General features: G+C 68.3%; 20 protein-coding genes. 16 read left to right on the forward strand and 4 right to left on the reverse strand.

Going from position 1 to position 24,794, the window contains the following annotated elements; translation table 11 throughout:
• Position 1: 1 nt before the first annotated feature.
• The 3 genes from CMV14_RS23145 to nikE are packed head-to-tail and all read left to right on the forward strand — an operon-like array spanning position 2 to position 3,248.
• Entirely contained in the window at positions 2-922 is a 921-nt protein-coding gene (locus CMV14_RS23145) for an ABC transporter permease (protein WP_066963598.1), read from the forward strand.
• Positions 919-1,701 carry an ABC transporter permease gene (locus CMV14_RS23150; protein WP_066963595.1) on the forward strand — a complete coding sequence of 261 codons (783 nt, stop codon included), beginning with the start codon at positions 919-921 and terminating at the stop codon, positions 1,699-1,701. The genes CMV14_RS23145 and CMV14_RS23150 overlap by 4 nt, the downstream gene beginning before the upstream one ends.
• Positions 1,698-3,248 carry a nickel ABC transporter ATP-binding protein NikE gene (gene nikE / locus CMV14_RS23155; RefSeq protein WP_066963592.1) on the forward strand — a complete coding sequence of 517 codons (1,551 nt, stop codon included), beginning with the start codon at positions 1,698-1,700 and terminating at the stop codon, positions 3,246-3,248. Before CMV14_RS23150 ends, nikE begins: the two co-directional genes overlap by 4 nt.
• Here the strand turns inward: nikE and CMV14_RS23160 are convergent.
• A complete protein-coding gene (locus CMV14_RS23160; protein WP_066963589.1) occupies positions 3,245-3,697 on the reverse strand; it encodes a MarR family winged helix-turn-helix transcriptional regulator in 453 nt (150 codons plus the stop codon). The genes nikE and CMV14_RS23160 overlap by 4 nt on opposite strands.
• A gap of 75 nt (positions 3,698-3,772) precedes the next feature.
• On the opposite strand from CMV14_RS23160, the gene hppD reads away from it, so the two are divergent.
• The 4 genes from hppD (at position 3,773) to CMV14_RS23180 (ending at position 7,848) form a co-directional block, all read left to right on the forward strand.
• Positions 3,773-4,849: a 4-hydroxyphenylpyruvate dioxygenase gene (gene hppD, locus CMV14_RS23165; RefSeq protein ID WP_096367818.1), complete on the forward strand. Its 1,077-nt coding sequence runs from the start codon at positions 3,773-3,775 to the stop codon at positions 4,847-4,849.
• Between the two features lie 121 nt (positions 4,850-4,970).
• Positions 4,971-6,239, forward strand: coding sequence for a homogentisate 1,2-dioxygenase (gene hmgA / locus CMV14_RS23170; protein WP_066963587.1), 1,269 nt, complete (start codon positions 4,971-4,973; stop codon positions 6,237-6,239).
• Complete coding sequence (gene fahA / locus CMV14_RS23175; RefSeq protein ID WP_066963582.1) at positions 6,236-7,510, forward strand: fumarylacetoacetase; 1,275 nt, start codon at positions 6,236-6,238, stop codon at positions 7,508-7,510. The genes hmgA and fahA overlap by 4 nt, the downstream gene beginning before the upstream one ends.
• Positions 7,507-7,848, forward strand: coding sequence for a gamma-glutamylcyclotransferase family protein (locus tag CMV14_RS23180; RefSeq protein ID WP_066963857.1), 342 nt, complete (start codon positions 7,507-7,509; stop codon positions 7,846-7,848). Before fahA ends, CMV14_RS23180 begins: the two co-directional genes overlap by 4 nt.
• Before the next feature lie 42 nt (positions 7,849-7,890).
• On the opposite strand, the gene CMV14_RS23185 is transcribed toward CMV14_RS23180, so the two are convergent.
• Positions 7,891-10,674: a porin family protein gene (locus CMV14_RS23185; protein ID WP_202820877.1), complete on the reverse strand. Its 2,784-nt coding sequence runs from the start codon at positions 10,672-10,674 to the stop codon at positions 7,891-7,893.
• Between the two features lie 166 nt (positions 10,675-10,840).
• Here CMV14_RS23185 and CMV14_RS23190 point away from each other — a divergent pair, with 166 nt between their 5' ends.
• From CMV14_RS23190 to CMV14_RS23215, 6 genes are all read left to right on the forward strand, one after another.
• On the forward strand, positions 10,841-12,403 hold the full coding sequence (locus CMV14_RS23190; RefSeq protein WP_066963579.1) for an ATP-binding protein: 1,563 nt from the start codon (positions 10,841-10,843) through the stop codon (positions 12,401-12,403).
• A gap of 67 nt (positions 12,404-12,470) precedes the next feature.
• On the forward strand, positions 12,471-13,520 hold the full coding sequence (locus CMV14_RS23195) for a helix-turn-helix transcriptional regulator (protein ID WP_066963851.1): 1,050 nt from the start codon (positions 12,471-12,473) through the stop codon (positions 13,518-13,520).
• A gap of 115 nt (positions 13,521-13,635) precedes the next feature.
• Positions 13,636-14,550 (forward strand): alpha/beta fold hydrolase, encoded by a 915-nt coding sequence (locus CMV14_RS23200; protein ID WP_066963577.1) that lies wholly within the window; start codon positions 13,636-13,638, stop codon positions 14,548-14,550.
• A 14-nt stretch (positions 14,551-14,564) separates the two neighbouring features.
• Positions 14,565-16,790: a TonB-dependent receptor gene (locus CMV14_RS23205; protein WP_066963847.1), complete on the forward strand. Its 2,226-nt coding sequence runs from the start codon at positions 14,565-14,567 to the stop codon at positions 16,788-16,790.
• A 59-nt stretch (positions 16,791-16,849) separates the two neighbouring features.
• Positions 16,850-18,067, forward strand: a complete 1,218-nt coding sequence (locus CMV14_RS23210; RefSeq protein ID WP_083215855.1) for a spinster family MFS transporter — start codon at positions 16,850-16,852, stop codon at positions 18,065-18,067.
• Between the two features lie 20 nt (positions 18,068-18,087).
• The gene (locus CMV14_RS23215; protein ID WP_066963572.1) at positions 18,088-18,618 is read left to right on the forward strand and encodes a CinA family protein; all 531 of its coding nucleotides are present in this window, start codon (positions 18,088-18,090) and stop codon (positions 18,616-18,618) included.
• On the opposite strand, the gene CMV14_RS23220 is transcribed toward CMV14_RS23215, so the two are convergent.
• Entirely contained in the window at positions 18,599-19,357 is a 759-nt protein-coding gene (locus CMV14_RS23220; protein WP_066963569.1) for a glycosyltransferase family 2 protein, read from the reverse strand. The two genes, CMV14_RS23215 and CMV14_RS23220, sit on opposite strands and share 20 nt — an antisense overlap.
• A gap of 2 nt (positions 19,358-19,359) precedes the next feature.
• A complete protein-coding gene (locus CMV14_RS23225) occupies positions 19,360-21,105 on the reverse strand; it encodes a DUF885 domain-containing protein (protein ID WP_238147126.1) in 1,746 nt (581 codons plus the stop codon).
• Positions 21,106-21,258: 153 nt separating this feature from the next.
• Here CMV14_RS23225 and CMV14_RS23230 point away from each other — a divergent pair, with 153 nt between their 5' ends.
• The 3 genes from CMV14_RS23230 to CMV14_RS23240 all read left to right on the forward strand — a co-directional run bounded on the left by CMV14_RS23230 (position 21,259) and on the right by CMV14_RS23240 (position 24,748).
• Positions 21,259-22,788 (forward strand): peptide ABC transporter substrate-binding protein, encoded by a 1,530-nt coding sequence (locus tag CMV14_RS23230; RefSeq protein WP_066963565.1) that lies wholly within the window; start codon positions 21,259-21,261, stop codon positions 22,786-22,788.
• Positions 22,785-24,275, forward strand: a complete 1,491-nt coding sequence (locus CMV14_RS23235) for an ABC transporter substrate-binding protein (protein WP_066963562.1) — start codon at positions 22,785-22,787, stop codon at positions 24,273-24,275. Before CMV14_RS23230 ends, CMV14_RS23235 begins: the two co-directional genes overlap by 4 nt.
• Before the next feature lie 80 nt (positions 24,276-24,355).
• On the forward strand, positions 24,356-24,748 hold the full coding sequence (locus CMV14_RS23240) for a DUF4112 domain-containing protein (RefSeq protein WP_066963844.1): 393 nt from the start codon (positions 24,356-24,358) through the stop codon (positions 24,746-24,748).
• The last annotated feature ends 46 nt before the right edge of the window (positions 24,749-24,794 follow it).

Here is a 24,794-nt window from a genome sequence, read left to right on the forward strand (position 1 = left end):
GGTGCTAGACCTGATCCGCCGCCGCCTGTTCACCGCCCTGCCCACGCTCGCGGCGGTCGTCATCCTCTCCTTCGTGCTGATGCGCCTCGCCCCCGGCGGGCCCTTCGACGGCGAACGCCCGCTCGATCCCCGGACGCGCGAGGCGCTGATGAGCACCTATGGGCTTGATCTGCCGCTGCACCAGCAGATCGGCCGCTATCTCTGGCGGCTGGCCCATGGCGATTTCGGCCCGTCGCTGGTCTATCGCGATTTCACCGTCACCGACCTGATCGCGCGCGGCCTGCCGGTCTCGCTGGCGCTCGGCGCCCTCGCGCTGCTGCTCGCGTTGCTGCTGGGCCTGTCCACCGGCATGACCGCCGCCGCCCGCCCCGGCAGCCGGACCGACCATGGACTGATGCTCGGCGCCACCCTGCTGACGGCACTGCCCAGCTTCGTGGTGGGCCCGCTGCTCGCGCTGATCTTCGGGCTGTGGGCCGGATGGCTGCCGGTGTCGGGATGGGGCGAGGGCGAGCCGGGACATATGGTACTGCCCGTCGTCGCGCTGGCGCTTCCGGCGGCGGGCGCCATCGCCAAGCTGGCCCGCGCCGGCCTCGCCCAGGTGCTGGCGCAGGATCATGTCCGCATGGCCCGGGCGCGCGGGCAGGGCTGGCCCCGCATCCTGATCGTCCATGCGCTGCGGCCCGCGCTGGTGCCCGTTGCCTCCTATCTCGGTCCCGCCGCCGCCGGGCTGCTGACCGGGGCGGTGGTGATCGAGACGGTGTTCGCGCTGCCGGGGCTGGGCCGCTATTTCGTGCAGGGCGCGCTCAACCGCGACTATCCGCTCGTCCTGGGCGTGGTGACGCTCTACGCCGCGCTGATCATCCTGTTCAACCTGCTCGCCGATCTCGCTTATGGCTGGCTTGATCCCAGGGTGCGGGGATGAAGGCCGCGCTGACCATCATCGGCCTCATCGCGCTCGCCGCGCTGCTCGGCCCCTTCGCCCTCGACTGGCGCTATGACGCGATCGACTGGAACGCCGTGCGCGCCGCGCCGCTCACGCCCGGCCATATCATGGGCACCGACAGCGTCGGCCGCGACCTGCTCGCGCGAACGCTGGTCGGCACCCGCGTAACCCTCGGCGTCGCGGCGGCCGCCGCCCTCGTGTCGCTGGTCGTCGGCGTCGCGTGGGGCGCCATCGCCGGCTGGTGCGGGGGCAAGATCGACGAGGCGATGATGCGGGTGGTCGACGCGCTCTATGCGCTGCCCTTCATGTTCGTCGTCATCCTGTTGATGGTGGTGTTCGGCCGCTCGATCCTGCTCGTCTTCCTGGGAATCGGCGCGGTCGAATGGCTGACCATGGCGCGGGTGGTGCGCGGCCAGATGCTGGCCCTGCGCGAGCGCCCCTTCGTCACCGCCGCCGAGGCCGCCGGCACCCCGCCCGCCGCGATCGTGGTCCGCCACATGCTGCCCAACCTTGCCGGGGTGGCGATCGCCTATCTGCTGCTGACCGTGCCACAGGTGGTGATGATCGAAAGCTTCCTGTCCTTCCTCGGCCTCGGCGTGCAGGAGCCGATGACCTCGCTCGGCATCCTGCTCAAGGATGGCGCGGACGACATAGACATCGCCCCGCACGCGATGCTGCTGCCCGCCTTCGTCCTCGTCGCCCTGCTGCTCTGCCTGACCCGCGCGGGCGAGGCGCTGCGGGACCGCTTCGCGCTGTGACCCTGCTGGCCGTCCGCGACCTGTGCATCGACATCGGCGGGCGCCGGATCGTCGAGGATGTGAGCATCACGCTCGAGGCGGGACGCAGCCTCGCCCTCGTCGGCGCCTCTGGCTCAGGCAAGAGCCAGAGCTGCATGGCGCCGTTCGGGCTCTCGCCCGCCTCGGTCGGCGGCTCGGTCCTGTTCGATGGCGAGGAACTGGTCGGCGCGGGCGAGAAGCGGCTGCGCGTGGTGCGGGGCCGCGATGTCGGCTTCGTCTTCCAGCAGCCGCTGACCGCGCTGACCCCGCACCTCACCATCGGCGCCCAGCTCCGCGAAGCCTGGACCCAGGCCGGCGCGGCGCGCCCCGACCGGGCCGCTATGGCTGCGGCGCTGGAACGGGTGGGGCTCGATCGCCCCGCCGAGCGGCTCGACCAATATCCGCACCGCCTGTCGGGCGGGCAGCGCCAGCGCGCGCTGATCGCGATGGCTATCGCGCACAAACCCAGGCTGCTCGTCGCCGACGAGCCGACCACCGCGCTGGACGCGATGCTGCGCGCCGAGATCATGGCGCTGCTCGGCCGGCTTTGCACCGAGGAGGGGATGGCGCTGCTGCTGGTCAGCCACGACCTCGCCGCCGTCGCCGACCATGCCGACGATGTGGCGGTGCTCCATGCCGGCCGGATCGCCGAGAGCGGCCCGACCGCACAAATATTGGGAGCGCCACAGAACGACTATGCCCGCGCGCTGATCGCCGCGAGCCCCCGGCTCGACGGACCGCCACCCGAACTTGGTCCGGTCGGAGCACCGCTGATCGAGGCCGAACGGGTCTCGGTTTCCTTCCGCCGGCCTGGCTGGCGGCGCGGACGAACCATCGCCGTGGACGATGTGGGTCTGAGCGTCGCCGAGGGCGAGGCGGTGGCGATCGTCGGGGGATCGGGATCGGGCAAATCCACCCTGGCCCGCGCCATCGCCCGGCTGGGCCCGATCGACGTGGGCGAGGTCCGCTGGCGCGGTATGCCGCTGCCCGAGCGCCGGGCGATGCGCCCGCGCGACCGCGCCGGGCTGCAGCCGGTGTTTCAGGACCCGGTGGCCAGTCTCGATCCGCTGTGGACGGTCGCCGACATCGTCGCCGAGCCGCTGCGCCGGCTGCGCCCCGATCTCGACGCTACGGCGGTGGACGCGCGGGTTCGCGCAATGCTCGACGAGGTCGGCCTCGATCCGGCCCTCGCCGGGCGCCGCCCCTCCGCCCTGTCGGGCGGCCAGGCGCAACGCGTGGCGATCGCCCGCGCGCTCGGCCCCGATCCGGCGATGCTGCTGCTTGACGAGGCGACCTCCGCTCTCGACGTGCTGGTCGCGGGCACGATCCTCGATCTGCTCGCCGGGCTTCAGCGCCGGCGCGGCCTCGCCATATTGATGATCACCCACGACCTCGCCGTCGCGCGCCGGCTGTGCCACCGCATCCTGGTGATGGACGGGGGCCGGATCGTTGAGGCAGGACCGACCGAGCAGATGATCGCGGCGCCGCAACACCATGTTACCCAAAGGCTCGTGGCCGCAAGCCGCTAGGCCTCGCCAACCTCCAGCGCCTTCGCCTCGATTGCGCGCAGCATCTCGATGAAACGGTCCAGTTCCTCCGGTGGGAAGCTGGCGAAGATGCGCTGCTCATATTCGAGCGCCTTGGGGGCAATCTCGGCATAGAGCGCCCGCCCCGCCTTGGTCAGCGCCAACAGGCGTGAGCGCCGGTCGGCGCGGTTGGGCGCGCGAATCACCAGGCCGCGGTTGACCAGCGCGATCGTCGCGCGGCTGACCGTCACCTTGTCCATCCGGGTCGCGGTGCAGATGCCCTGCTGGGTCACCCCGTCGCGCTCCGCCACCACCGCGATAACGCGCCATTCCGGGATCGAGAGGCCGAACAGCGCCTCATAGGCGCTGGCGATGACATCGCTGACGACGTTGGTCGTCACCGAAAGCCGGTAGGGGATGAACTGATCGAGGGTGAGCCCTTTTGCGGTCATGCCGCGTTGGTAACATTTGACACGACTCGACACAAACCCATATTGGTTTCAAATGATACTTACTCAGAGGGCGCCATGACCGATTGCCAGCTCGAACCGCATCACAATCCCCTTGGGCTCGACGGGTTCGAGTTCGTCGAGTTCACCGGCCCCGATCCGCAGGCGCTGGCCGGGCTGTTCGAGGCGATGGGCTTCACCCATCTCGGCGACCATCGATCGAAGAACGTCCGCCGCTACCAGCAGGGCGACGTCAATTTCATCCTCAACATGGACGCAGCCGGCCAGGCCGCCGACTTCCGGGCCGCCCACGGCCCGTCCGCCAACGCCATGGCGTTCCGCGTCCACGATGCGGCCAAGGCGCTGGAGAAGGCCGTCAAGCGTGGTGCCACCGCCGTCACCGGCCCGGTCGGCCCCATGGAACTGAACATCCCGGCGATCGAGGGGATCGGCGGATCGAACCTCTATCTGGTCGATCGCTATGGCGCGCAGGAGATTTACGACGTCGATTTCCGTCCGGTGCCGGGCAGCACGCGCGACCAGCGCTCGGTCGGCCTGCACACGCTCGACCACCTTACCCACAATGTCCAGCGCGGCCGGATGAACCATTGGGCCAAGTTCTACGAAGACGTCTTCAACTTCCGCGAGATCCGCTATTTCGACATCGAGGGGCAGGCGACCGCCCTGCTCAGCAAGGCGATGACCGGGCCCGACGACAAGATCCGCATCCCACTCAACGAAAGCCAGGACGAGAACAGCCAGATCGAGGAATTCCTGCGCGAATATAAGGGCGAGGGCATCCAGCATCTGGCGCTGGCGACCGACGACATCTTCGCCACGGTGGACCGGCTGCGCGGCAACGGCATCCGCTTCCAGCAAACCCCGGACACCTATTATGAAGGCATCGACGCGCGCGTCCCCGGCCATGGCCACGACATCGCGAAGATGCGCGAGCGCGGCATCCTGATCGACGGAAATCCCGAGACCGGCGACGGCATACTGCTCCAGATCTTCACAGAGAACATGGTCGGCCCGATCTTCTTCGAGATCATCCAGCGCAAGGGCAACCAGGGCTTCGGCGAGGGCAATTTCAAGGCGCTGTTCGAGAGCATCGAGCGCGACCAGATCCGCCGTGGCGTGGTGAAGGTCGATTGATGGCCTCGCCCATCCGTCATCCTCGCGCAGGCGGGGATCCATATACTCTGAAGCTCAAACCTCTCGCGGTTCGGAGCTTATGGATTCCCGCCTGCGCGGGAATGACGCATGGGGTTGTAGAATGACATCCTACCATCCCGGCTTCGGCAACCATGTATCGACCGAAGCGGTCCCGGGCGCCCTGCCTGCCGGCCGGAACTCGCCCCAGCATGTCCCCTTCGGCCTGTATGCCGAACAGCTGTCGGGCAGCGCCTTTACCGCCCCACGCCAGGAGAACCGGCGCAGCTGGCTCTACCGGATGCGGCCGGCGGCCAACCATCCGCCCTTTCGCCCCTATGCGAAGCCGGGCCTGCTCCGCTCGACTTTCGACGAGGTGCCGCCCAGCCCCAACCGGCTGCGCTGGGACCCGCTGCCGATGCCCGACACGCCGAACGATTTTATAGACGGCCTGACCAGCATCGCCGGCAATGACGGGATCGGCGTGCACCTCTATTGCGCCAACCGCGCGATGGAGCGCCGCGCCTTCTTCAACGCGGATGGCGAGTTGCTGATCGTCCCCCAGCAGGGCAGCCTCCGCATCGTCACCGAACTGGGCCTGATCGATATCGAGCCGCTCCAGATCGCCCTCATCCCGCGCGGCGTCCGCTTTCGGGTCGAACTGCCGGAGGGCGAGGCGCGCGGCTATGTCTGCGAGAATATGGGCCTGCCCTTCCGCCTGCCGGATCTCGGCCCGATCGGGGCGAACGGCCTCGCCAATCCGCGCGACTTCGAAGCGCCGGCCGCCTGGTATGAGGACTGGGACGAGCCCACCGAACTGATCCAGAAGTTCGAAGGTGCGCTGTGGACGACGACGATCGACCATTCGCCGTTCGACGTGGTCGCCTGGCACGGAAATCTCGCTCCATATCGCTATGATCTGCGGCGCTTCAACACGATCAACACCGTCAGCTTCGATCATCCCGATCCATCGATCTTCACCGTGCTGACCTCGCCGAGCGAGACGGCGGGGACAGCCAATTGCGACTTCGTGATCTTCCCGCCGCGCTGGATGGTGGCGGAGGCGACCTTCCGCCCCCCCTGGTTCCACCGCAATGTGATGAGCGAATATATGGGTCTGATCACGGGCGCCTATGACGCCAAGGCGGGTGGATTCCTGCCCGGCGGCGGTTCGCTGCACAATCGCATGTCGGGCCATGGCCCGGACAGGGCGAGCTACGACGCCGCCATCGCCGCCGACCTCCGCCCCCAGAGGGTCGAGGACACGATGGCCTTCATGTTCGAGAGCCGCGATGTGCTGCGGCCGACCCGTTTCGCGATGGAGACGCCGCTGATGCAACTCGACTATGATGATGTCTGGTCGGGATTCGCGAAGGCGGAGCTGCCGAAATGAAGATCGACGAGACGCATGATCCCGCACGGACGAGCTGGGTGCCCGGTGCCGATACCCACAGGGACTTTCCGGTTCAGAACCTGCCCTATGGCATCTTCTCCGAAGCGGAAGGCGCGCCGCGGCCCGCGGTGGCCATCGGCGACTGGCTGCTCGACCTCTCCGCGATCTCGGGGCTGCTGCCCGTCGAGCTGCATGGCGCCACGCTGAACGCCCTGTTCGCGCTGCCCGCCGAACGCCGGCTGGCGCTGCGCCGCAAATTGTCCGAGCTGCTTTCGGAACCGAGCCACCGCCCGGCGCTGATGCCGCACCTCCGCCGCCAGGATGCGGTGACGATGCACCTGCCAGCGCATATCGGCGATTACACCGACTTCTATGTGGGCATTCATCACGCCAACAATGTCGGGCGCCAGTTCCGGCCCGACAACCCGCTGCTGCCCAATTACAAGCATGTGCCGATCGGCTATCATGGCAGGACCTCCTCGATCCGCCCGTCGGGGGTGCCGGTGGTGCGCCCTAAAGGCCAGCGCAAGCCGCCCGAGGCCGAAGCGCCCAGCTATGGGCCGACCGCACGGCTCGACTATGAGCTGGAACTCGGGGTGTGGGTCGGACGCGGCAATGATCTGGGCGAACCGATCCCGATCGCCGAGGCCGCCGATCATGTCGCCGGCTTCTGCCTGCTCAACGACTGGTCGGCACGCGATCTCCAGGCCTGGGAATATCAGCCGCTCGGCCCCTTCCTCGCCAAGAACTTCCATTCGACCATCTCGCCCTGGGTGGTGACGCCCGAGGCACTGGCCCCCTTCCGCATCGCCCAGCCGCAGCGGCCACAGGACGATCCCCGGCCGCTGCCCTATCTGTGGGACGATACCGACCAGCAGGCCGGCGCGCTGGCGGTCGAACTGGAGGTCCACCTGCTGACCGCGCGGATGCGCGACGAAGGCATTGCTCCGCATCGGCTCAGCCACGGTCCGGCCTCGAACATGTACTGGACCGTCGCGCAGATCCTCACCCACCACGCATCGAACGGCTGCAATCTCCAGCCCGGCGACCTGCTCGGCACCGGCACCATCTCGGCCCCGACCGAGGAGGGCTTCGGAAGCCTGATGGAACTGGCGCAGGGCGGCAAGCGACCGGTGAAGCTCGGCCATGGCGAGGAGCGCAGCTTCCTCCAGGATGGCGACGAGGTGATCCTGAGCGCCACCGCCCGGGCGGAGGGCCGCGTGCCGATCGGCTTCGGCGAATGCAGGGCGCGGATCCTGCCCGCGCGATGAGCATCGACCGGCGCCTTGCCGTCTATGGCACGCTCGCGCCGGGGCGCTCCAACCATCATGAGCTGGCGGAGCTCGGCGGCATCTGGTTCGACGGTACGGTGCGGGGCCGGCTGGTGCCCGAAGGCTGGGGCGCGACGTTTGGCTACCCGGCGCTGAGCCTCGATCCGGAAGGAGCCAGCGTGGCCGTCCAGATCTTCGAATCGGCCGATCTGCCGCAGCACTGGCAGCGGCTCGACGATTTCGAGGGACCGGGCTACCGGCGGACGGCGGTGGAGGTCGCCATCGACGGCGGCACCGTCGACGCCTGGATCTACGCGGCGGCCGAGACCGCGCGCTGACGTCGTCCCGGCGGAGGCCGAGGCGTCGAGAGTGGGCAAAACTCAGAAGATCAGCTTCCTGAATTCGATCCGGATCAGCCGGCCGACCGGATCGAGATAACCGGCCTGATAGCGCAGCGGCGTCGCCCCTGTCGCATCGCGGACGCGGGGCCGGGAGTCGAAGATATTGTCGACCCGGATCGAGACCCGCGCGCCGCGCGCCCAGCCGTTGTCGACCAGCGCCGGAATCTGGCCGAGCTGGACGAAGATGCGCGCGCTGGTGTTGAGGCGCGGCGCGAAACGCAGATCGCCGGTCGCCGATCCGGGCGTGCCGTCGACGGTGGTGCCACTCTGCCAGCTGGCGGTCAGCCGCCCGCCGAGGCCGTTATTGGCATAGGTCATCTGGCCCTCGATCTCGTGGCGCGGCTGGCCGCCGCCCGATTCGATCACGTCGCCATTGAGCAGATCCAGCACGGGCAGGCCGCGCCGGATCAACACCTTGTCCTCGATATGCCAGGTGTGGAACAGCGACAGCTGGAAACGGCCGCCCTGTCCGCCGCCGCCCGGCCCCCCAAAGCCCCGGCCACCGCCGCCGCCGGGACCACCGCCAGGGCGCCCGCCCTCGCCACGCTGCGCGCCCGGCTGGCCGCCTTGTCCGCCCGGCGTACCCTGACCCGCCGCATCGCGTGCCGCCTGGGCGGCGGCGCGCTGCTCGGCCATGCGGCGTGCGAAGGCGCTGTTGCGCATCGCATCGATCACTGCCTGCGACGTCTTGAGCCGCTTGGTGAAGGTCAAGCCCCAGCGCAGTTCGCTGCGTTCCTGCCGTTCGAAATTGATCGGCCGCGCGTCGATCCGGGTCAGATTGCCGTCGGCATCGCGGGTGAAGCGGTCGGGGAAGGCCGCCTCGATCGCGGCGGTCGCCTCGGGGAAGGTCGCCACCGCGTTGCGGATGCGGCTGTGGACATAGTTGGCAGTGAGGGTGACATCCTCCTTGAAAGGCTTGAGGGTGAGGCCAAGCTTGATCACCCGCCGCCGGTCGGCATCGAGCAGCGGATTGCCCCCGCCCACCTGGGCGATATCGACCGTCGTACCGCGCACATAATCGAAGGTCCGGACATCGGGCGTCACGACCAGCGGGTTGCCAAGTTGCTGGATGCTCGGCGGATTGCGGTCATGCATCACCGAGAGGATCAGGCCGATCCCCTCGCGCGGCTTCCAGTTCGCGCCATAGCCATAGCTGCCCAGCGTCCCGAAATCCGAATAGCGATCGGCCGCCGCATTGACGTTCAGCGACAGATCGCCGAGCGCCGGCAGGATATGGTTCCTGCGGCTGGTGAGCGGCAGATCGAGGCTCGCCCGGCCGTTGATGTCGGTGCGCGACAGATCGCTGGAGCTTTCCACACCCGAGCGCACCGACGTCGAATCGAGCCCGAGCGCGCTGATGCCGGCCTTGAAGCTGGCGCTGAGCGGGCCTGCCGGCAGCTCCGCCAGCGGCCCGTTCGCAACCAGCTGGATGTCGCCGCTGTCGGCCTTCGCACGGGCCCGGTCGATCAGCCGCGTCGAGAGGAAGCCCGGCGGCAGGCTGCCGAACGGATTGATCCCGGGATTGCCGGTGGTCAGCGCGGTCTGGAGGCCCGTGACGTCATAACCACGCACCGTATCGGTCCGCGTGATCGAATGGTCGTAATTGCCCGTCAGCGAGGCGCGCCATTTGGCGAAATCCTTGTCGAGGGTGAAGCCGAGATGGCCAGTGCTGCCCTCGCTGCTCTGGGTCAGCGCGCGGTCGCCCAGATAGCGGAGAAGGGTGACCTCGCCGCCGAAGGGCGAGAAGGGATTGCTGCCCGGCAGGGTGAAGCTCGCCCCCGGCAGGCCGCGCAGCGAATCCGTGTCGCTCAGGTTGAGCGAGGCGTTGAACGTCGCCGCGACATTGCCGAACAGGTTGAGCGCATAGACGCTGTTGACGTCGAGCGTCCGGCTTAGTGGCCGGATGGTGCGGAAGCGTCCGACATCGCTGCGGTTGGCCCGGTTCGCCGTCGGCAGGAAGTCGCCCAGCGCGGGCCGCCCGCTCGCCGCGGCTGCGGGCACCCCGGCGATGGTGACCGGCTGGCCGGCGAGGGTGCCGAGCGACGGGATCGCGCTGCCCGACGGCAGGCCGGTGATGTTGCCGAGCACGTCGAAAGCGCGGCCACCGCTGCGCGATACCAGCTCACGGTCGGCCTCGCTGATCGCGGCATCGGCCTGATATTCGATGTTGAGGTTGAGCCGGCGGTCGCGCTGGATGCGCAGCAGGTTCAGCTCCACCTCGCCGGTCCCGGCGCCGCCGCGCGTCGACATGCCGGCCTCGACCTCGCCCGTGATCGCCCGGAAGCGGCGGCGCAGGACGATGTTCACCACCCGCTGGTCGGCGCTGTAGCCATATTTCAGCGCGACCTCTTCCGGCAGGATATCGACCCGCTCGATCGCCTCGGAGGGGATGTCGCGTATCTCGCGAAAGCCGGAGATGCGGCGGCCGTTGAGCAGGGTCACGGGCTGCTCGCCGCCGCGCCCCTGGCCGCTGCGCGTCTGGGGGGCCAGCTCCTCGAGCAGCTCGGCCACCGAGCTTACCCCAAGCGCGCGGACATCGCCGGCGTTGAGCTGCTGGATCGGGGGCACGTCGCCCACCACCGCGCCGCGCTGGCGCTGGGTCTGGCCGGTCACCAGGATGGTGTTCGCATCGTCATAATCGTCGTCGATCAGCGACTGCCCCGGTGGGGCGCCCTGCTCCGGCACCTGGGCGATGCCCGGCCCGCCTGCGAGCGCCAACGCCAGCACCGCCGCATGACCTTCCAACCGACGCCCTGACCGCACCTGTCACTCCCGAATCGTTCGCAGCCGCTCATAACCGCGATTTCTGACCGGATATGTCAGCGCTGCAATGAACCCAAGGTTGCACGGCCGCCGTTCCGGCTTTCGATGTCGGCGGGCTTCGTCTACGACAATGAATGCAGGCGCAGGACCCGGGGGGGTAGCGGGAATGTACGAGAGCCTTAGGGAATGGATCAGCGGCAGCTATGCGCCGCACGGCTACTGCCTGCTGTGGGATCCGAAGCTCGTCTGGACGATGGCGATATCGGATGCGCTGATCGCGATCGCCTATTTCTCGATCCCGATCGCGCTCGTCACCCTGATCCGCAAGCGCCGCGATATCGAATTTGGCGGCATCTTCTGGCTGTTCGCGCTGTTCATCACCGCCTGCGGGCTGACCCATATCGTCGCGCTGTGGAACCTGTGGAACGGCGCCTACGCACTGGAGGCCGGGGTCAAGGCGGTCACAGCCGCCGCTTCGGTCCTCACCGCGATCATCCTCTGGCCGCTGCTGCCCAAGCTGCTGGCGCTTCCATCCCCCGCGCATCTGCGCGAGGCCTATGATGCGCTGCGCGCCGAGATGGCCGAACGCGAGAAGGCAGAGGCGGCTCTGGTGCAGGCCCGCAAGATGGAGGCGATAGGCCAGCTCACCGGCGGCATCGCCCATGATTTCAACAATCTCCTCCAGGTCGTCAGCGGCAGCCTCGACCTGATCGCCCAGCGCGCCGCCGACGACGAGCGCATCCAGCATCTCTCGGCGGCGGCGCTGGGCGCGGTCGAGCGCGGCAGGCGGCTGACCAGCCAGCTGCTCTCCTTCGCCCGCATCCAGCGTATCGAGCTGCGTCCGGTCGCCGTCGCCGAGCTGCTGGACGGGCTGCGCGAACTGCTCACGCGCACGATCGACCCGTCGGTCGAGCTTCGCTTCGACGTCGACAAGGCACCCGATGGCGTCATCGCCGATCCGGTGCAGCTCGAACTGGCCCTGCTCAATCTCGCACTCAACGCCCGCGACGCCATGCCCGACGGCGGCAGGCTGACCATCACGCTCGCCGAGCAGAATCTCGAGGGGCGGCCGGATGTCGAGGATGGCGCCTATGTGGCGATCACCGTCCGCGACACCGGCACCGGCATGACGCCGGAGATCGCGGCCCGCGCCTTCGAGCCCTTCTTCACCACCAAGGCCGTCGGCAAGGGTTCAGGGCTGGGGCTCAGCATGGTGTTCGGCATGGCCAAGCAGAGCGGCGGCACGGTCGACATCGATTCCGCGCCCGGCCGGGGCACCGCCGTGACGATCTATCTGCGGCAGAGCGCCGCCACGGAGATTCCGTGCCCCACACCCCGCCGCGTCTCCTCGGACGACGCCCGCGACATTGCCGGGACGAAGATTCTCGTGGTCGACGACGAACCGATCGTGCGCGAGGTGGTCGCCGAAATGCTCGCCGATCTCGGCTGCAAGGTGCTGACCGCCGAGAATGGCGAGAAGGCGCTGACCCTGCTGGAGGGAGACATGCCCGACGCGATGGTGCTCGACTTCGCCATGCCGGGGATGAACGGTGCCGAGGTCGCCCGCGCGGCGCTCGCGCGCCGGCCGGATATCCGCATCGTCTTCGCCACCGGCTTCGCCCAGTCCGACGCGATCGACGCGGTGCTGGGCGACAATGCGATTGTCCTGCGCAAGCCCTTCTCGCCCAGCGCTCTCGTCCAGGCGCTGCAGAAGGCGCTGGTGGAATAGCGGCTTCGTCCGTGGACGTGCAAACCCCGGCTTGATCCCGCTTCCGGCAGGGGCCAGAATCGTGGCCGTGAACGCCCTTTCCCATCCGCCTTCCGCACCCGTCATTCCCGTTGGCGCGGTGCGGCCGCTGCTGGCGGTGATGGAAGCGTCCGGGCTGGTGCCCGGCCATGTGCTGCGCCGTGCCGGCCTTCCCGCCGATCTGTTCGAGCAGCCCGACGACGCGCTGCTGCGCCTTTCCGACTATTTCCGGATCTGCGAGCAGATGGCGCTGCAGGGCGGCGACGAAAGCTGTCACGTCTCGCTGCGCCCTTTGATGGTCGGCACCTCGGAGCTGGTCCAGGCACGGCTGCGCGGCTGCGGAACGATGGCCGAGGTGATGGAAGTGCTGGCCAACAGCTACAACATCATCCACGGGCATCGCTACAATCAGGTCCAGCGGCGCGGCCACCTGATCAGCTATGCGATCGACGACGCCGATTTCCCCTATGCCTTCGATCCCGGCGACGCCTTCGTGCTGCTCTCGCTCGAATGCCTGCTGGTCTATGTCCATGTCCTGCTGCTGTCCCTCGCCCCCGGCGGCGCGCCGATCCCGCTGCGCGCGGTGCGGACGCGCGGGCCGGCCGCGGCACGCGGCCACCTCGCCTTCCTCGGCGTTCCGATCCGCGCCTCGGCGGGGCTGTTCGGGCTCGATTATGACGCGGCGCTGGAAACGGTCGGCGTGTCCCCCGCGCAGAGCCCGGTGCTCAGCGCGCGGACCATCTATGGCGGCGTCGCCGACATGCTCGACCGGATCGGGCCGGCCGTCCCCGCCGGCCCCGATCTGGTCGGCCGGGTCGAACGCGAACTGGCGGGGGGACGCCACGACCAGGCCGAGGTCGCGACCGCCCTGGGGATGAGCGTCGCATCACTGCGCCGCCGGCTCGGCGAGGCAGGACTCCAGTTCCGGGACGTGCGCGCACGCTATCTCAACAGCATCGCCCGGGCCGCGCTGGAGGATGGCAACAGCATTGCCGACATAGCGGAAAGCCTTGGATTCTCGGACGGGAGGAGCTTCGCCCGCGCCTTCCGCCAGTGGAATGGCGTCGCTCCGGGGGACTATCGCAAGACCCTGGTCTGAGCGAATTTGTCCCATCAAAACTGATCCGAACCGTCATCGACAGTCGCATCCGCCTTCCTATCCTTAGGCCGAGAACGAGCCGCCACGACGCGGCGACAGGGAGCAGGAACGCCTGATGGTGCGCCATCATCTGATTGGTTTTTCGATGTTCGCCGCGGTGCTGCCGGCCCTGGCCGGGCCGGTCTTCGCCACGGCACCCGCCGCCGCGCTCCCCTCCCCTGCGGCGGCGGACCGTTTCGTGACGGTCGAGGGCGTGCGCTTCCGTGTCCGCGAGGAGGGACCCCGCAACGCCCCGCCGATCCTGCTGGTCCACGGCTTCACCTTCAGCCTGGAAAGCTGGGACGGCTGGGCCGCCGATCTGGCCCGCGACCATCGCGTGATCCGTTTCGACCTCGCCGGCCATGGCCTCAGCGGCCCGCATCCCCGCGCCGCCTATGGCACCGAGGCGCGGGTCCGCCAGCTCGTCAAGCTGATGGACAGGCTGGGCATCGCCCGGGCGACGATCGCCGGCAACAGCTTCGGCGGGCTCGTCGCCTGGAACTTCGCCGCACGCTATCCGCGCCGGATCGACCGGCTGGTCCTGATCGACAGCGCCGCTTTCTCGATCAACGGCGTCACCGACAAGCCGGTGGACGTGCCGCCGGCGATGCGGGCCTATCTGCTAGATCCCAAGCCCGCCGCCGTCGCTTTCTCCGCCGCCGCCATCTACGCCCACCCCGATCGGCTGAGCCCGGCCCGGCTGGACCAGATGCGCGCGATGATCGTCGGCAACGGGCCCGCCCTCATCGCCCATCTCGAACAGTTCACCCTGCCCGATCCGCTGCCCGGGCTCGGCCGCATCAAGGCGCCGACGCTGATCCTGTGGGGCCGGGCTGACAAGGTGATCCCGGTAGCGCAGGCCGAGCAGATCGCCGCCGCGATCCCCGGCGCGAAGCTCGTCATCTACGACGATGTCGGCCACGCCCCCCAGGAGGAGGCGACCGCCGCCAGCCTCTCCGACCTCCGCACTTTCTTGAACCAGAGCAAATGAACAGGGAGAAGACCATGATCGCGAAGACCCAGGCCCTGCGGCTGCTCGCCGCCGCCACCGCGCTCACCGCCTTTGCCGCGCCGCAGGCCGGCCTCGCCCAGCAGGAAGCGGCAGCCGCCGCGTCCGCCGATGCCGACACGGGCGAGATCGTCGTCACCGCGCGGCGCCGCGAGGAGAGCCTGATCGACGTGCCGATCTCGGTCACCGCGATCAGCGGCGACAGCCTCGCCCGCACCGGCGCGGTCGACATCACCAGCCTGCAGGACAAGACCCCCAACATGACCCTGCAGATCGCGCGCGGATCGAACAGCACGCTGATCGCCTTCATTCGCGGCATCGGCCAGCAGGATCCGGTGTGGGGCTTCGAGCCCGGCGTCGGCCTCTATGTCGACGACGTGTATATCGCCCGCCCGCAGGGCGCGGTGCTCGACATCTTCGACATCGACCGGGTCGAGGTGCTGCGCGGGCCGCAGGGCACGCTCTATGGCCGCAACACGATCGGCGGCGCGATCAAATATGTGACGCGGCGGCTGGGCCATGAGTTCGAGGGCAAATTCCGCGCCTCCTATGGCAGCTACAACCAGCGCGACTTCATCGGATCGGTGACGGTCCCGCTGGGCGAGATGGTCTCGGTCGGCGGCGCGCTCGCCTATTACAAGCGCGACGGCTACGGCAAGAACCGCTTCACGGGCGCCGAGCATTACAACAAGGATGTGCTGGCCGGCCGCCTGTCGGCGGAGTTCACCCCGAACGACCAGCTCTCGATCCGCATCGCCGGGGACTATACCCGCGACAATTCGAACCCGCGCCACGGCTATCGCCTGCTGCCGAACGGCGCCGCCGCCGATTTCCTGCCGCTCGGCGACGTGTACGACACCCGCGCCGGGGTGGGCGACGACAACAAGGTCACCACCAAGGGCGTTTCGGGCACCATCGAATATGCGCTGAACGACACACTGACGCTCAAGTCGATCACCGCCTATCGCAAGGGCAAGACCGATACCGTCATCGATTTCGACGGCACGCCGGGGCCGGTGCTCGACATCCCGTCCTTCTACAAGGATCACCAGCTCACCCAGGAGTTCCAGGCGCTGCTGGAGACCGACATGGTCCAGGGCGTGTTCGGCCTCTATTATCTCAATGGATCGGCCTCGGGCGCATTCGACACGGTGATCGGCAATGCCGGGCTGACGACGCTGACCTCGGGCGATGTCGACACCAAGAGCTATGCCGCCTTCGCCGATGTCTCGGTGAAGCTCAGCGAGCGCTTCTCGGTCTCGCTCGGCGGCCGCTACACCAGCGACAAGCGCGAGGGCACGGTGTACCGAGCCGACTATCTCGGCCTGCGCTCGCCGCTGTTCGGACGGCCCACCGCCGTGCCGTTCCGCGTCCGCACAGACTATACCAACAGCCGCACCGACAAGAAGTTCACCCCCCGCATCTCTGCCAGCTTCAAGCCGAACGAGGATGTGAACCTCTATGCCAGCTGGTCGCGCGGCTATAAATCGGGCGGTTTCGATCCGCGCGGCGATGCGATCTTCACCCCCGGCACCGTCAACGGCTACAAGCCCGAGACCGTCACCGCCTATGAGGCCGGCATGAAGGGCGCCTTCCTCGACCGCACCCTTTTCGTGAACGTCGCCGGCTTCTATTCGCGCTATCGCGACCAGCAGGTGACGACGCAGTTCGTCTCCGGCACCACGGTGGTCTCGTCGGTCGACAATGTCGGCAAGTCGCGCATCTACGGCTGGGAACTGGAGGCGCGCGCCGTTCCCGACCGCAACTTCCAGGTGCAGGCCTCGATCGGCTACACCGATGCCAAGTTCCAGCAGTTCCTGACGCTCGATCCGGTGACCTTGACGATCAAGGATTTCGCCGACCAGCGCGTGTTCCAGAACACGCCCAAATATACCGCCAATGTCTCCGCGACGCTGGGCCACGATGTCGACGGCATCGGCCGCTTCACCTTCACCCCGGCGCTCAGCTTCCGCAGCGGCTATTCGCTGTTCGAGGTGCCGAACCCGGTCCTGGACCAGAAGGCCTATCAGCTGGTCGACGCCTCGATCGTCTGGACATCGGAGGACAAGCGCTTCTCGATCTCGGGCCATGGCCGCAACCTGTTCGACCGCAAATATCGCGTTGGCGGCTACAACTTCCCCGGCGCGCTGACCGGCAATTCGATCATCGGCTTCTATGGCCCGCCGCGCACCTTCACCATCACCGGCGAGGTGCGGTTCTGAGCCGCACCGCCTCTCCGGCGCAGGGCGGGACGGAGAAACCCGTCTCGCCCGCGCTGACCATGGCGATGCTGCTCGCCGCCTATACGCTCAACTTCATCGACCGGCAGATCGTCGGAATCCTGGCAGTGCCGATCAAGGCCGATCTGGGCCTGACGGACACCCAGCTCGGCCTGATGGGCGGCCTGGCCTTCGCGCTGTTCTACACCGGGCTGGGCATCCCGATCGCGATGCTCGCCGACCGTCGCGACCGATCGAAGATCATGACCATAGCGCTCGCCGTCTGGAGCCTGATGACGGCGGTCTGCGGACTCGCCCAGAATTTCTGGCAGCTCTTCCTGGCGCGGCTGGGCGTCGGCGTGGGCGAAGCGGGCGGGGTCGCCCCGGCCTATACGCTGATCGCCGATCTCTTCCCGGCGGAGAAGCGCGCCCGCGCGCTTTCCATCTACAGCTTTGGCATCCCCATCGGCAGCGCCGCGGGGATCGTCTTCGGCGGGGTGATCGCGACGCTGATCGACTGGCGATCGGCTTTCTTCATCACCGGCGCGGCGGGGCTGCTGCTCGCCCCCTTCTTCCGCCGCGTCGTCCGCGATCCGCGCGGCGACCGCCCCGCCGCTGCCGCTGCCGACATGCCCGGCTTCGGCGCGGTGCTGCGCACATTGGCCGGCAAGCCGGCCTTCTGGCTGCTCTGCATCGGCGCGGCCTGTTCGTCGATGATGGGCTATGGCCTGTTCTTCTGGCTGCCGAGCTTCTTCGTCCGCAGCTTCGGGCTCAGCCTGCTCGATGCCTCGCTCGGCTATGGAGCGATCCTGCTGGCCGGCGGACTCGCCGGCATCTGGCTGGGCGGGTCGTTGTCGGACAGGCTCGCCGGCCGCTCGAAGGGCTGGTACGCGCTCGTCCCCGCGCTCGCCTTTGTCGGCACCCTGCCCTTCTATGCGCTCGGCATCTCCGCCACGTCGCTGCTGCCCAGCCTGGCGCTGCTGCTGATCCCGACCGCGCTGGGCCTCGTCTGGCTCGGCCCGGTCATCGCGGCGGTACAAGGGCTGGTGCCGCCGTCGATGCGATCGACCACCTCGGCGATCTTCCTGTTCGTCAACAATCTGATCGGCATCGGCATCGGCACGCCCGCGATCGGCTGGATCTCAGAAAGCCTGAAGGCCCGTTATGGCGACGAAGCGCTGCGCTATGCGATCCTTTCGGGCACCAGCTTCTACGTGATCGCCACCATCTTCCTGCTGTTCGCGGCCTGGCGCCTGCCGAAGGACTGGCACGAAGGCTGAGCTGCGGCCATAAGCCGCGCATGCTCGACCAACTCTTTCCCCTCGCCGCCAGGGCCGCCGCGATGCTGCGCGAGCGCGGCCAGACCATAGCCGTCGCCGACGGCGCCACCGGCGGGCTGATCTCGGCCGGGCTGCTCACCGTGTCGGGCGCCACCGATTTCTGCCGGGGCGGCGGGGTGATCTACTCGCTCAGGGGCCGCAACGTCCTGCTGGGGCTCGGGCGCGAGGAGCTGGCCGGCATGGAGTCCGCGACCGAACCCTATGCCCTGCTCCAGGCCCGCGCGATCCGTGACCGCTTCGGCTCCGACTGGGGCATCGCCGAGACCGGCTCGGCCGGCCCCCTCACCCACCCGCGCGGCGTGCCGGCAGGCAGGAGCGCCATCGCGGTGGCGGGCCCGGGCGTCGAAATCGCGCGGACGATCGAGACCGGCGACAGTGATCGCATCGCCAATATGGGCGCCTTCGCCATGGCGGCGCTGGAGCTGCTGGTCGACGTGCTGGCGGAGACGGGGGAGCCGGGCAGGACGCCGATCAGTTCCGCATATAAGTAAGCGGCCAGAACCCCATCGCCTCCACACACTGGCTGACCCCCTGCGCCGTGGCCAGATAGGCCAGCGCGGGGGCGAAACTCTCGTCACTCTTGGCGCCTTCGGGGATCGGCCGATCCGCCGATGCATGATGGACCGCATATTGGCTGCGGAAAGCCACCGTCCGGGCCTGGGTCGAGGCGATGGCGAGCTTGCGGTGCAGCAGGCCGGCAAGAAAAATCCGATCCCCGATCGGGGACAATATCTTCGGCATGTCCAGCCAGAGCGAAAGACTGTCGAACGCCGTGCGATGGAGCATCAGGCAACTCGCATCGACGTGGCGAAACTCGTCCTCCTCGGCCTCGCTGATCCCCAGATCGACTCCGGCGGCATCGTGGAAGGTGCGCAGCGACGCACAGACCGGGCTGCGCTCCCGCTCCCACAGCTGCAGCAACGATCGCAGATGCCCGGGATGATACCAGTTATCGGCGTCGAGAAAGGCGATGAAGTCATAGCCCTCGCTTCTGGCCAGCAGCGCGGCCAGGCCCCGGGGCGTATTGCCATTGTCGCCATGCGCCCGGGGCAGGCGCACATGGCCGACGCCCCATTGGTCGACGATATCGAGCGGATGTCCGTCCGCGATCATGATATGATCGGCCGCCACATCCTGCACGGCGACGCTGCGGTGGCACTGGTCGAGAAACTCGACCGGCTCGCGATAATAGGGTGTGATGACGGCGATGCGGGGATCGGGATCGCGCACTCTCATTCCTCGGGCAGCTTCCACGGCCCCTTGCCGCCTTCGGCGATGAAGCGGTCGGTCCGTGCCGTGATAACCGGCAGCGGCACGGGCCCGAGCGACAGGATCATGTCGTGGAAGGAGCGGATGTCGAACCTCGCCCCCAGCGCCTGTTCGGCCCGCGCCCGCTCCTTCTCGATCTGGAGCTGGCCGAGATAATAGGACAGCGCCTGGCCGGGCCAGCCGATATAGCGATCCACTTCGGTCGTCACTTCATGTTCGCTGAGCGCGCTGTTGTCGCGGAGGAAGGCGATGCCCTGCTCGCGGGTCCAGCCCTTGCTGTGGATGCCGGTGTCGATCACCAGCCGCGCCGCGCGCCACATCTGGTAGCTGAGCATGCCGAAGCGATCATAGGGCGTCTCGTATAGCCCCATCTCGACCCCCAGCTTCTCGGTATAGAGCGCCCAGCCCTCGCCATAGGCGGAAACATAGGTGTAGCGGCGCCATTCGGGCCGCTCCTCATTCTCGGCGGCCATCGACAGCTGCCAGCTATGGCCTGGCGCGGATTCGTGGAGTGTCAGCGCGGTGAGCTGGAACAGCGGGCGCGAGGGCAGATCATAGGTGTTGAGCAGGTAACGGTCCTGCCCGCCGCGCCCCGCCGTGTAATAGGGCGCGATGTCGGCGGGCACCGGCACGATGCCGAAGCGCCCGCGCGGCATGCGGCCGAACCAGCGCGCCGCCACCCCGTCGAACCGCTTGGCGATCCAGGCTGCGCGGTCGAGCAGGTCCTGGGGCTTCTGTACATAGAATTGCGGATCGGTACGCAGGAATTTGAGGAAGGCGGGGAAATCGCCCTCGAACTTCACCTCCTTCATGATCTCCGCCATCTGCGCGCGGATCTTCGCCACCTCGGCGAGGCCGATGGCGTGGATCTCCTCGGGCGGCAGGTCGACCGTGGCATAGGCGCGAATCTGCGCGCGGTAATAGGCCTTGCCGTCGGGCCACCCCTCTGCCGCCAGTCCGTCGCGCAGATGCGGCAGATACTGGTCGCGCATGAAGCCGAGCAGCGTCGCATAGGCCGGGATGATCTCATCGCGGATCAGGGCCTCTGCCTCTGCCCGCAATTCGGCCTGCCGTGCTGCCGGGATCGAGGCGGGCAATGTCCTGAACGGTTCGAACCACATGGTGTCACGGGGCGATTTCGCTTCGGCGATCGCGGCGATCGAGGCGTCGCGGCCGGCCATGATCACCTTCGGAGGCGTGAAACCCCGCTTCAGCCCGGCGCGCATATTCTGGCTGTTCTGGGCGAAATAGCGGGGGATGTCCCGCATCATCGACAGCATGTTCGCCGCATCGCCCTCATTGCGGATCGGCTGCCGCGCGACATAGCCGAGATCGGCCCAGAAGCTGCTGTCCGAGTTCAACGGCTTCTCGAAATCGCGGAAGCGCTGCGCGTCGAGGAGGGTTTCGATCTGGGCGCGGTAGACGCCATAATCCTCCTGCCTGGAGGGCGAGAGATCGGCGGGCTTGATCGCATCGAGCTGCTTGAGGACGTCGGTCCAGGTGGCGCGCCGCTTCTGCTGGTTGACCAGGCCCTCGTCGGGCAGGTGCTTCGGTATGCCGCCCCGGTTGGATTCCTCGGTCTGCAATGTCTGCTGCCGCCACGTCCATTCCTTCGCGCTGATCGTGTCGAAGGCGTCGTCGGCCGGATTGGCGAAGGCGGGGGTGGCAAAGGCCAGAAGCAGTGCCGCCGCTTTGAAATTTCGCACCATCTTCCCTCCCGTCATTCCTGCGAAGGCAGGAATCCATGTCTCTCACCTCCGCGATGACCAGCGCAAGAGGAGACAGACATGGGCTCCTGCCTTCGCAGGAGCGACGAAAGGGGGTTGAGCCCGACGCGCCCCTCAGGCCACATCGTCATACCGATGCGACGGATCCTCCTCCCTCTTCTGCTGCTGCTTGCAGCCTGCAACAACGGCCCCCGCGCGCCGCTGCCCGCCGATCGGCTGGTCCGCCTTGCCGACGACGAGGTGAAGAGCCTCGATCCGCAGAAGGGATCGGACCTCGCCACCACGCGGATCGCGCAGGACCAGTTCGAAGGGCTGACCCGGATCGACGGGCTGGGGAAGGTCGAGCCCGGCCTCGCCACCGGCTGGAGCGTGTCGCCCGATGGGCTGCGCTGGCATTTTCCGCTGCGCCCCGGGCTCCGCTTCTCGGACGGGACGGCGATCGCGCCGGCCACCTTCGCCGCCGTGTTCGACCGGCTGCGCGACGATATCACCGCCTCCCCCAACGCATCGCTGTTCGCGGATATCGACAGCGTCGCCGCGCAGGGCGACGCGGTTCTCGTCACGCTGCGCACGCCGATGCCGTCGCTGCCCGAACTGCTCGCCCTGCCGTCGATGGCCGCGCTCCCCATCCATCGCATCGCCGCGCTCGGCGATGGCTGGACGGGGGAACGGCCGATGGTCTCGTCCGGAGCCTACCGGCTGACCGAATGGCGGCTCAACGAACGGCTGCGCCTCGCCCGCAATCCGCATTGGCATGGCGGCGCGGCGCCGATCGCCGAGGTCGAATGGCGCCCCGTCACCGATCGGCTGACGGCACTGCGGAGCTTCGCGGCCGGCGAGGCCGATCTCAGCAACGATTTCCCGCAGACCCGGCTGTCCTGGATCGCCCGGCGCAAACCCGGCTCCGCGCATGTCGCACCCTATAACGGCAGCTATTATTTCGTCTTCAACACAACCCGCCCCCCCTTCGACGACATCCGCGTACGCCGGGCATTGACGATGGCGATCGACCGGCGCTGGATCGCCGAACGGTTGATCGGGCTCGGCACCCGGCCGGCATGGGGCGTGATCCCGCCCGCCGTGGCCGGTGCGCCCGGCGCCTTTCGTCCGGATTGGGCCGATTGGCCCCGCGCGCGGCAGGTGGCCGAGGCACGGCGCCTGCTCCGGGAGGCGGGCTATGGGCCGGAGCATCGCCTGAACTTCGACATCCGCTTCAACAGCGATGCCGATCATCGCCGGGTGGCGGTGGCGATGGCCGCCATGTGGCGCCCGCTGGGCGTGGACGCGCATCTGCTCAACAGCGAGGCCTCGCTCCATTTCGCGAGTCTGCGCCGCCGCGATTTCGCCTTCGCGCGATCGGGCTGGATCGGCGATGTCGCCGCGCCGGAGAATTATCTCGCCGTCCACCGTTCCGATGCCGGCGCGCTCAACTATTCGGGCTATGCCAGCCCCGCCTTCGACAGGGCGCTCGAGCGGGCGATGGCAACCGCCGATCCGGCGGCGCGCGCCCGCGCGATGCGCTCGGCCGAGGCGATCCTGATCGGCGATGCCCCGCTTATCCCACTTTATCATTATGTAAGCCGCGCGCTGGTTGCGCCGCGCGTGACGGGCTGGCACGACAATCCGGCTAACGTCCATCCGAGCCGGACATTGAGCCTGCGATGAAACGCCTCCTTGCCATAACGCTATGCCTGACGCTGCCGCTCGCCGGCTGCGGCCGCGGCGATCGCGAGGGTCAGGTGAGCGTCAGCGTTATCGGACGCGAGACGAAATTGCGCGATCCGGCCGGGGGAACGCCGCGACAGGCCGATGCCGCGTTGCTCGGCGCAACCGCCCAGGGGCTGGTGCGGCTCAACGCCGGCGCGCAGATCGAGCCCGGCCTAGCGATCCGCTGGGCGATCTCGGACGATGGGCTCTACTATACCTTCCGGCTTGACCATGAACTGGCCGACGCCGATCGCGTGGTCGCGCAGCTCCGCCGGCTGCTCCGCCGGCAGGCCGCGGCCAATCCCGCCGCGGGGCTGGAGGCGGTGCGCGAGATCATCGCGGTCACGCCAGAGGTGATCGAACTCCGCCTGTCGGCGCCACGGCCCGAACTGCTGGCCCTGCTCGCAGGGCCGGGCTTCACCCTGCCGATCCGCGGGCAGGGCAGCGGACCTCTGCTGATCGAAGGGAAAGTGGGCCGGGTGACGGTGCTGCGCCCCAAGCCGGTCGCCATGCTGGCCGACGACGACAAGGGCCGGGCGCTGGCCGAGCGCCGCATCCGGCTGCGCGGGGAGCGCGCCGCGCTCGCGGTGGCACGTTTCCGCCAGGGCGAACTCTCCCTGGTGACGGGCGGCGGATATAACGACTTCATCTATGCGCGCGTCGCCGATCTTCCCCCTCGCGTCATCCAGATCGATCCCGCCAACGGCCTGTTCGGCTTCCGCGTCGGCCGCACCTCGTCCCCCGCCATGGCCCCCGAGATCCGGCAGGCCTTGTCGATGGCGCTCGATCGCGCCGCTCTCGGCGCGGCGCTAGGGGTACCCGGTTGGCGGCCCGCCCAGGCGATCCTGCCACCCGGCCTCACCGACCTGGCCGAGCCGAGCCGGCCCTTCTGGGCGCAGGCCTTCGCCAATGTCCGCGGCTCGGATCAGCAGGCCTTCCTGCGCCGGGTCGCGACGGCGCGGCGGATCGTGAGCATCTGGCAATCGCAGCAGCCGGGCAGCGGACCGGTGCGGATCGAGGTGGCGATGCCCGACGGGCCCGGCTCCACCATGATATTCGCCCATGTCAGGCGGCAATGGCGGGCGATCGGCGTGGATGCGGTGCGGGTCCGCGCCACCGACGGCGCCGACCTGCGGCTGATCGACGAGGTCGCCCCCGCCGACCAGGCCGACTGGTATCTCTCGTGGTTCCTCTGCGCACGCGGGCGGCCGTGCAGCGAGGAGGCCGACAAGGCGTTCGGAATCGCCCGTGCCGCCACCGATCCCGCGCTGCGCGCCCGGATGATCGCCGAAGCGGAGCAGCGGCTCGCCGCCATCGCCCCGTTCATTCCGATCGCGCAACCGGTGCGCTGGTCGCTCGCCCGGCCCGATCTCCCCGGTTTCCGGCTGAACCCGCGTGCCGTCCACCCGCTGCCCCCCCTCATCGGGAACCAGAATGGCCGCTGATGCGCTGAGGTGTCATGAACGCTCGAAATGACGATGTGAAACGCCCCGGCACCATCAATTTCGATGGCCTCGCGGATCGCATGCCCGGCATGGGCCGTGACGCGGCCTCGATCCGGCGAAGGATCGAGGCAATGGAAGGGCTGCTCGAACGGATGTTCGTTCTGCCCGGCATCAACAAGCCGATCGGGCTGGACGTCCTGCTCGATCTCGTGCCCGTCGTCGGCCCGGCGGTGGGCGCGGTGATGGGCAGCTGGCTGGCCTGGGAAGCCCGCAACCTCGGCATGTCGAAATGGCAGATGGCGCGGATGTTCGGCAATGTCGGCGTCGATCTGCTGCTCGGCGCCATTCCCTGGATCGGTGCGATCCCCGACTTCTTCTTCCGATCGAACAGCCGCAATCTGCGGATCATCAAGCGCCATCTCGACAAGCATCACCCTGCGACCGCGACGATCGAGGGCGTGGTCAAGGGTTAGTTTTGAGGTCCTCCCTGCGCGACGCGTGGGGACGGATCGTCGGCGG

The organism is Rhizorhabdus dicambivorans, from assembly GCF_002355275.1.
In the GTDB taxonomy this organism is placed as follows: domain Bacteria; phylum Pseudomonadota; class Alphaproteobacteria; order Sphingomonadales; family Sphingomonadaceae; genus Rhizorhabdus; species Rhizorhabdus dicambivorans.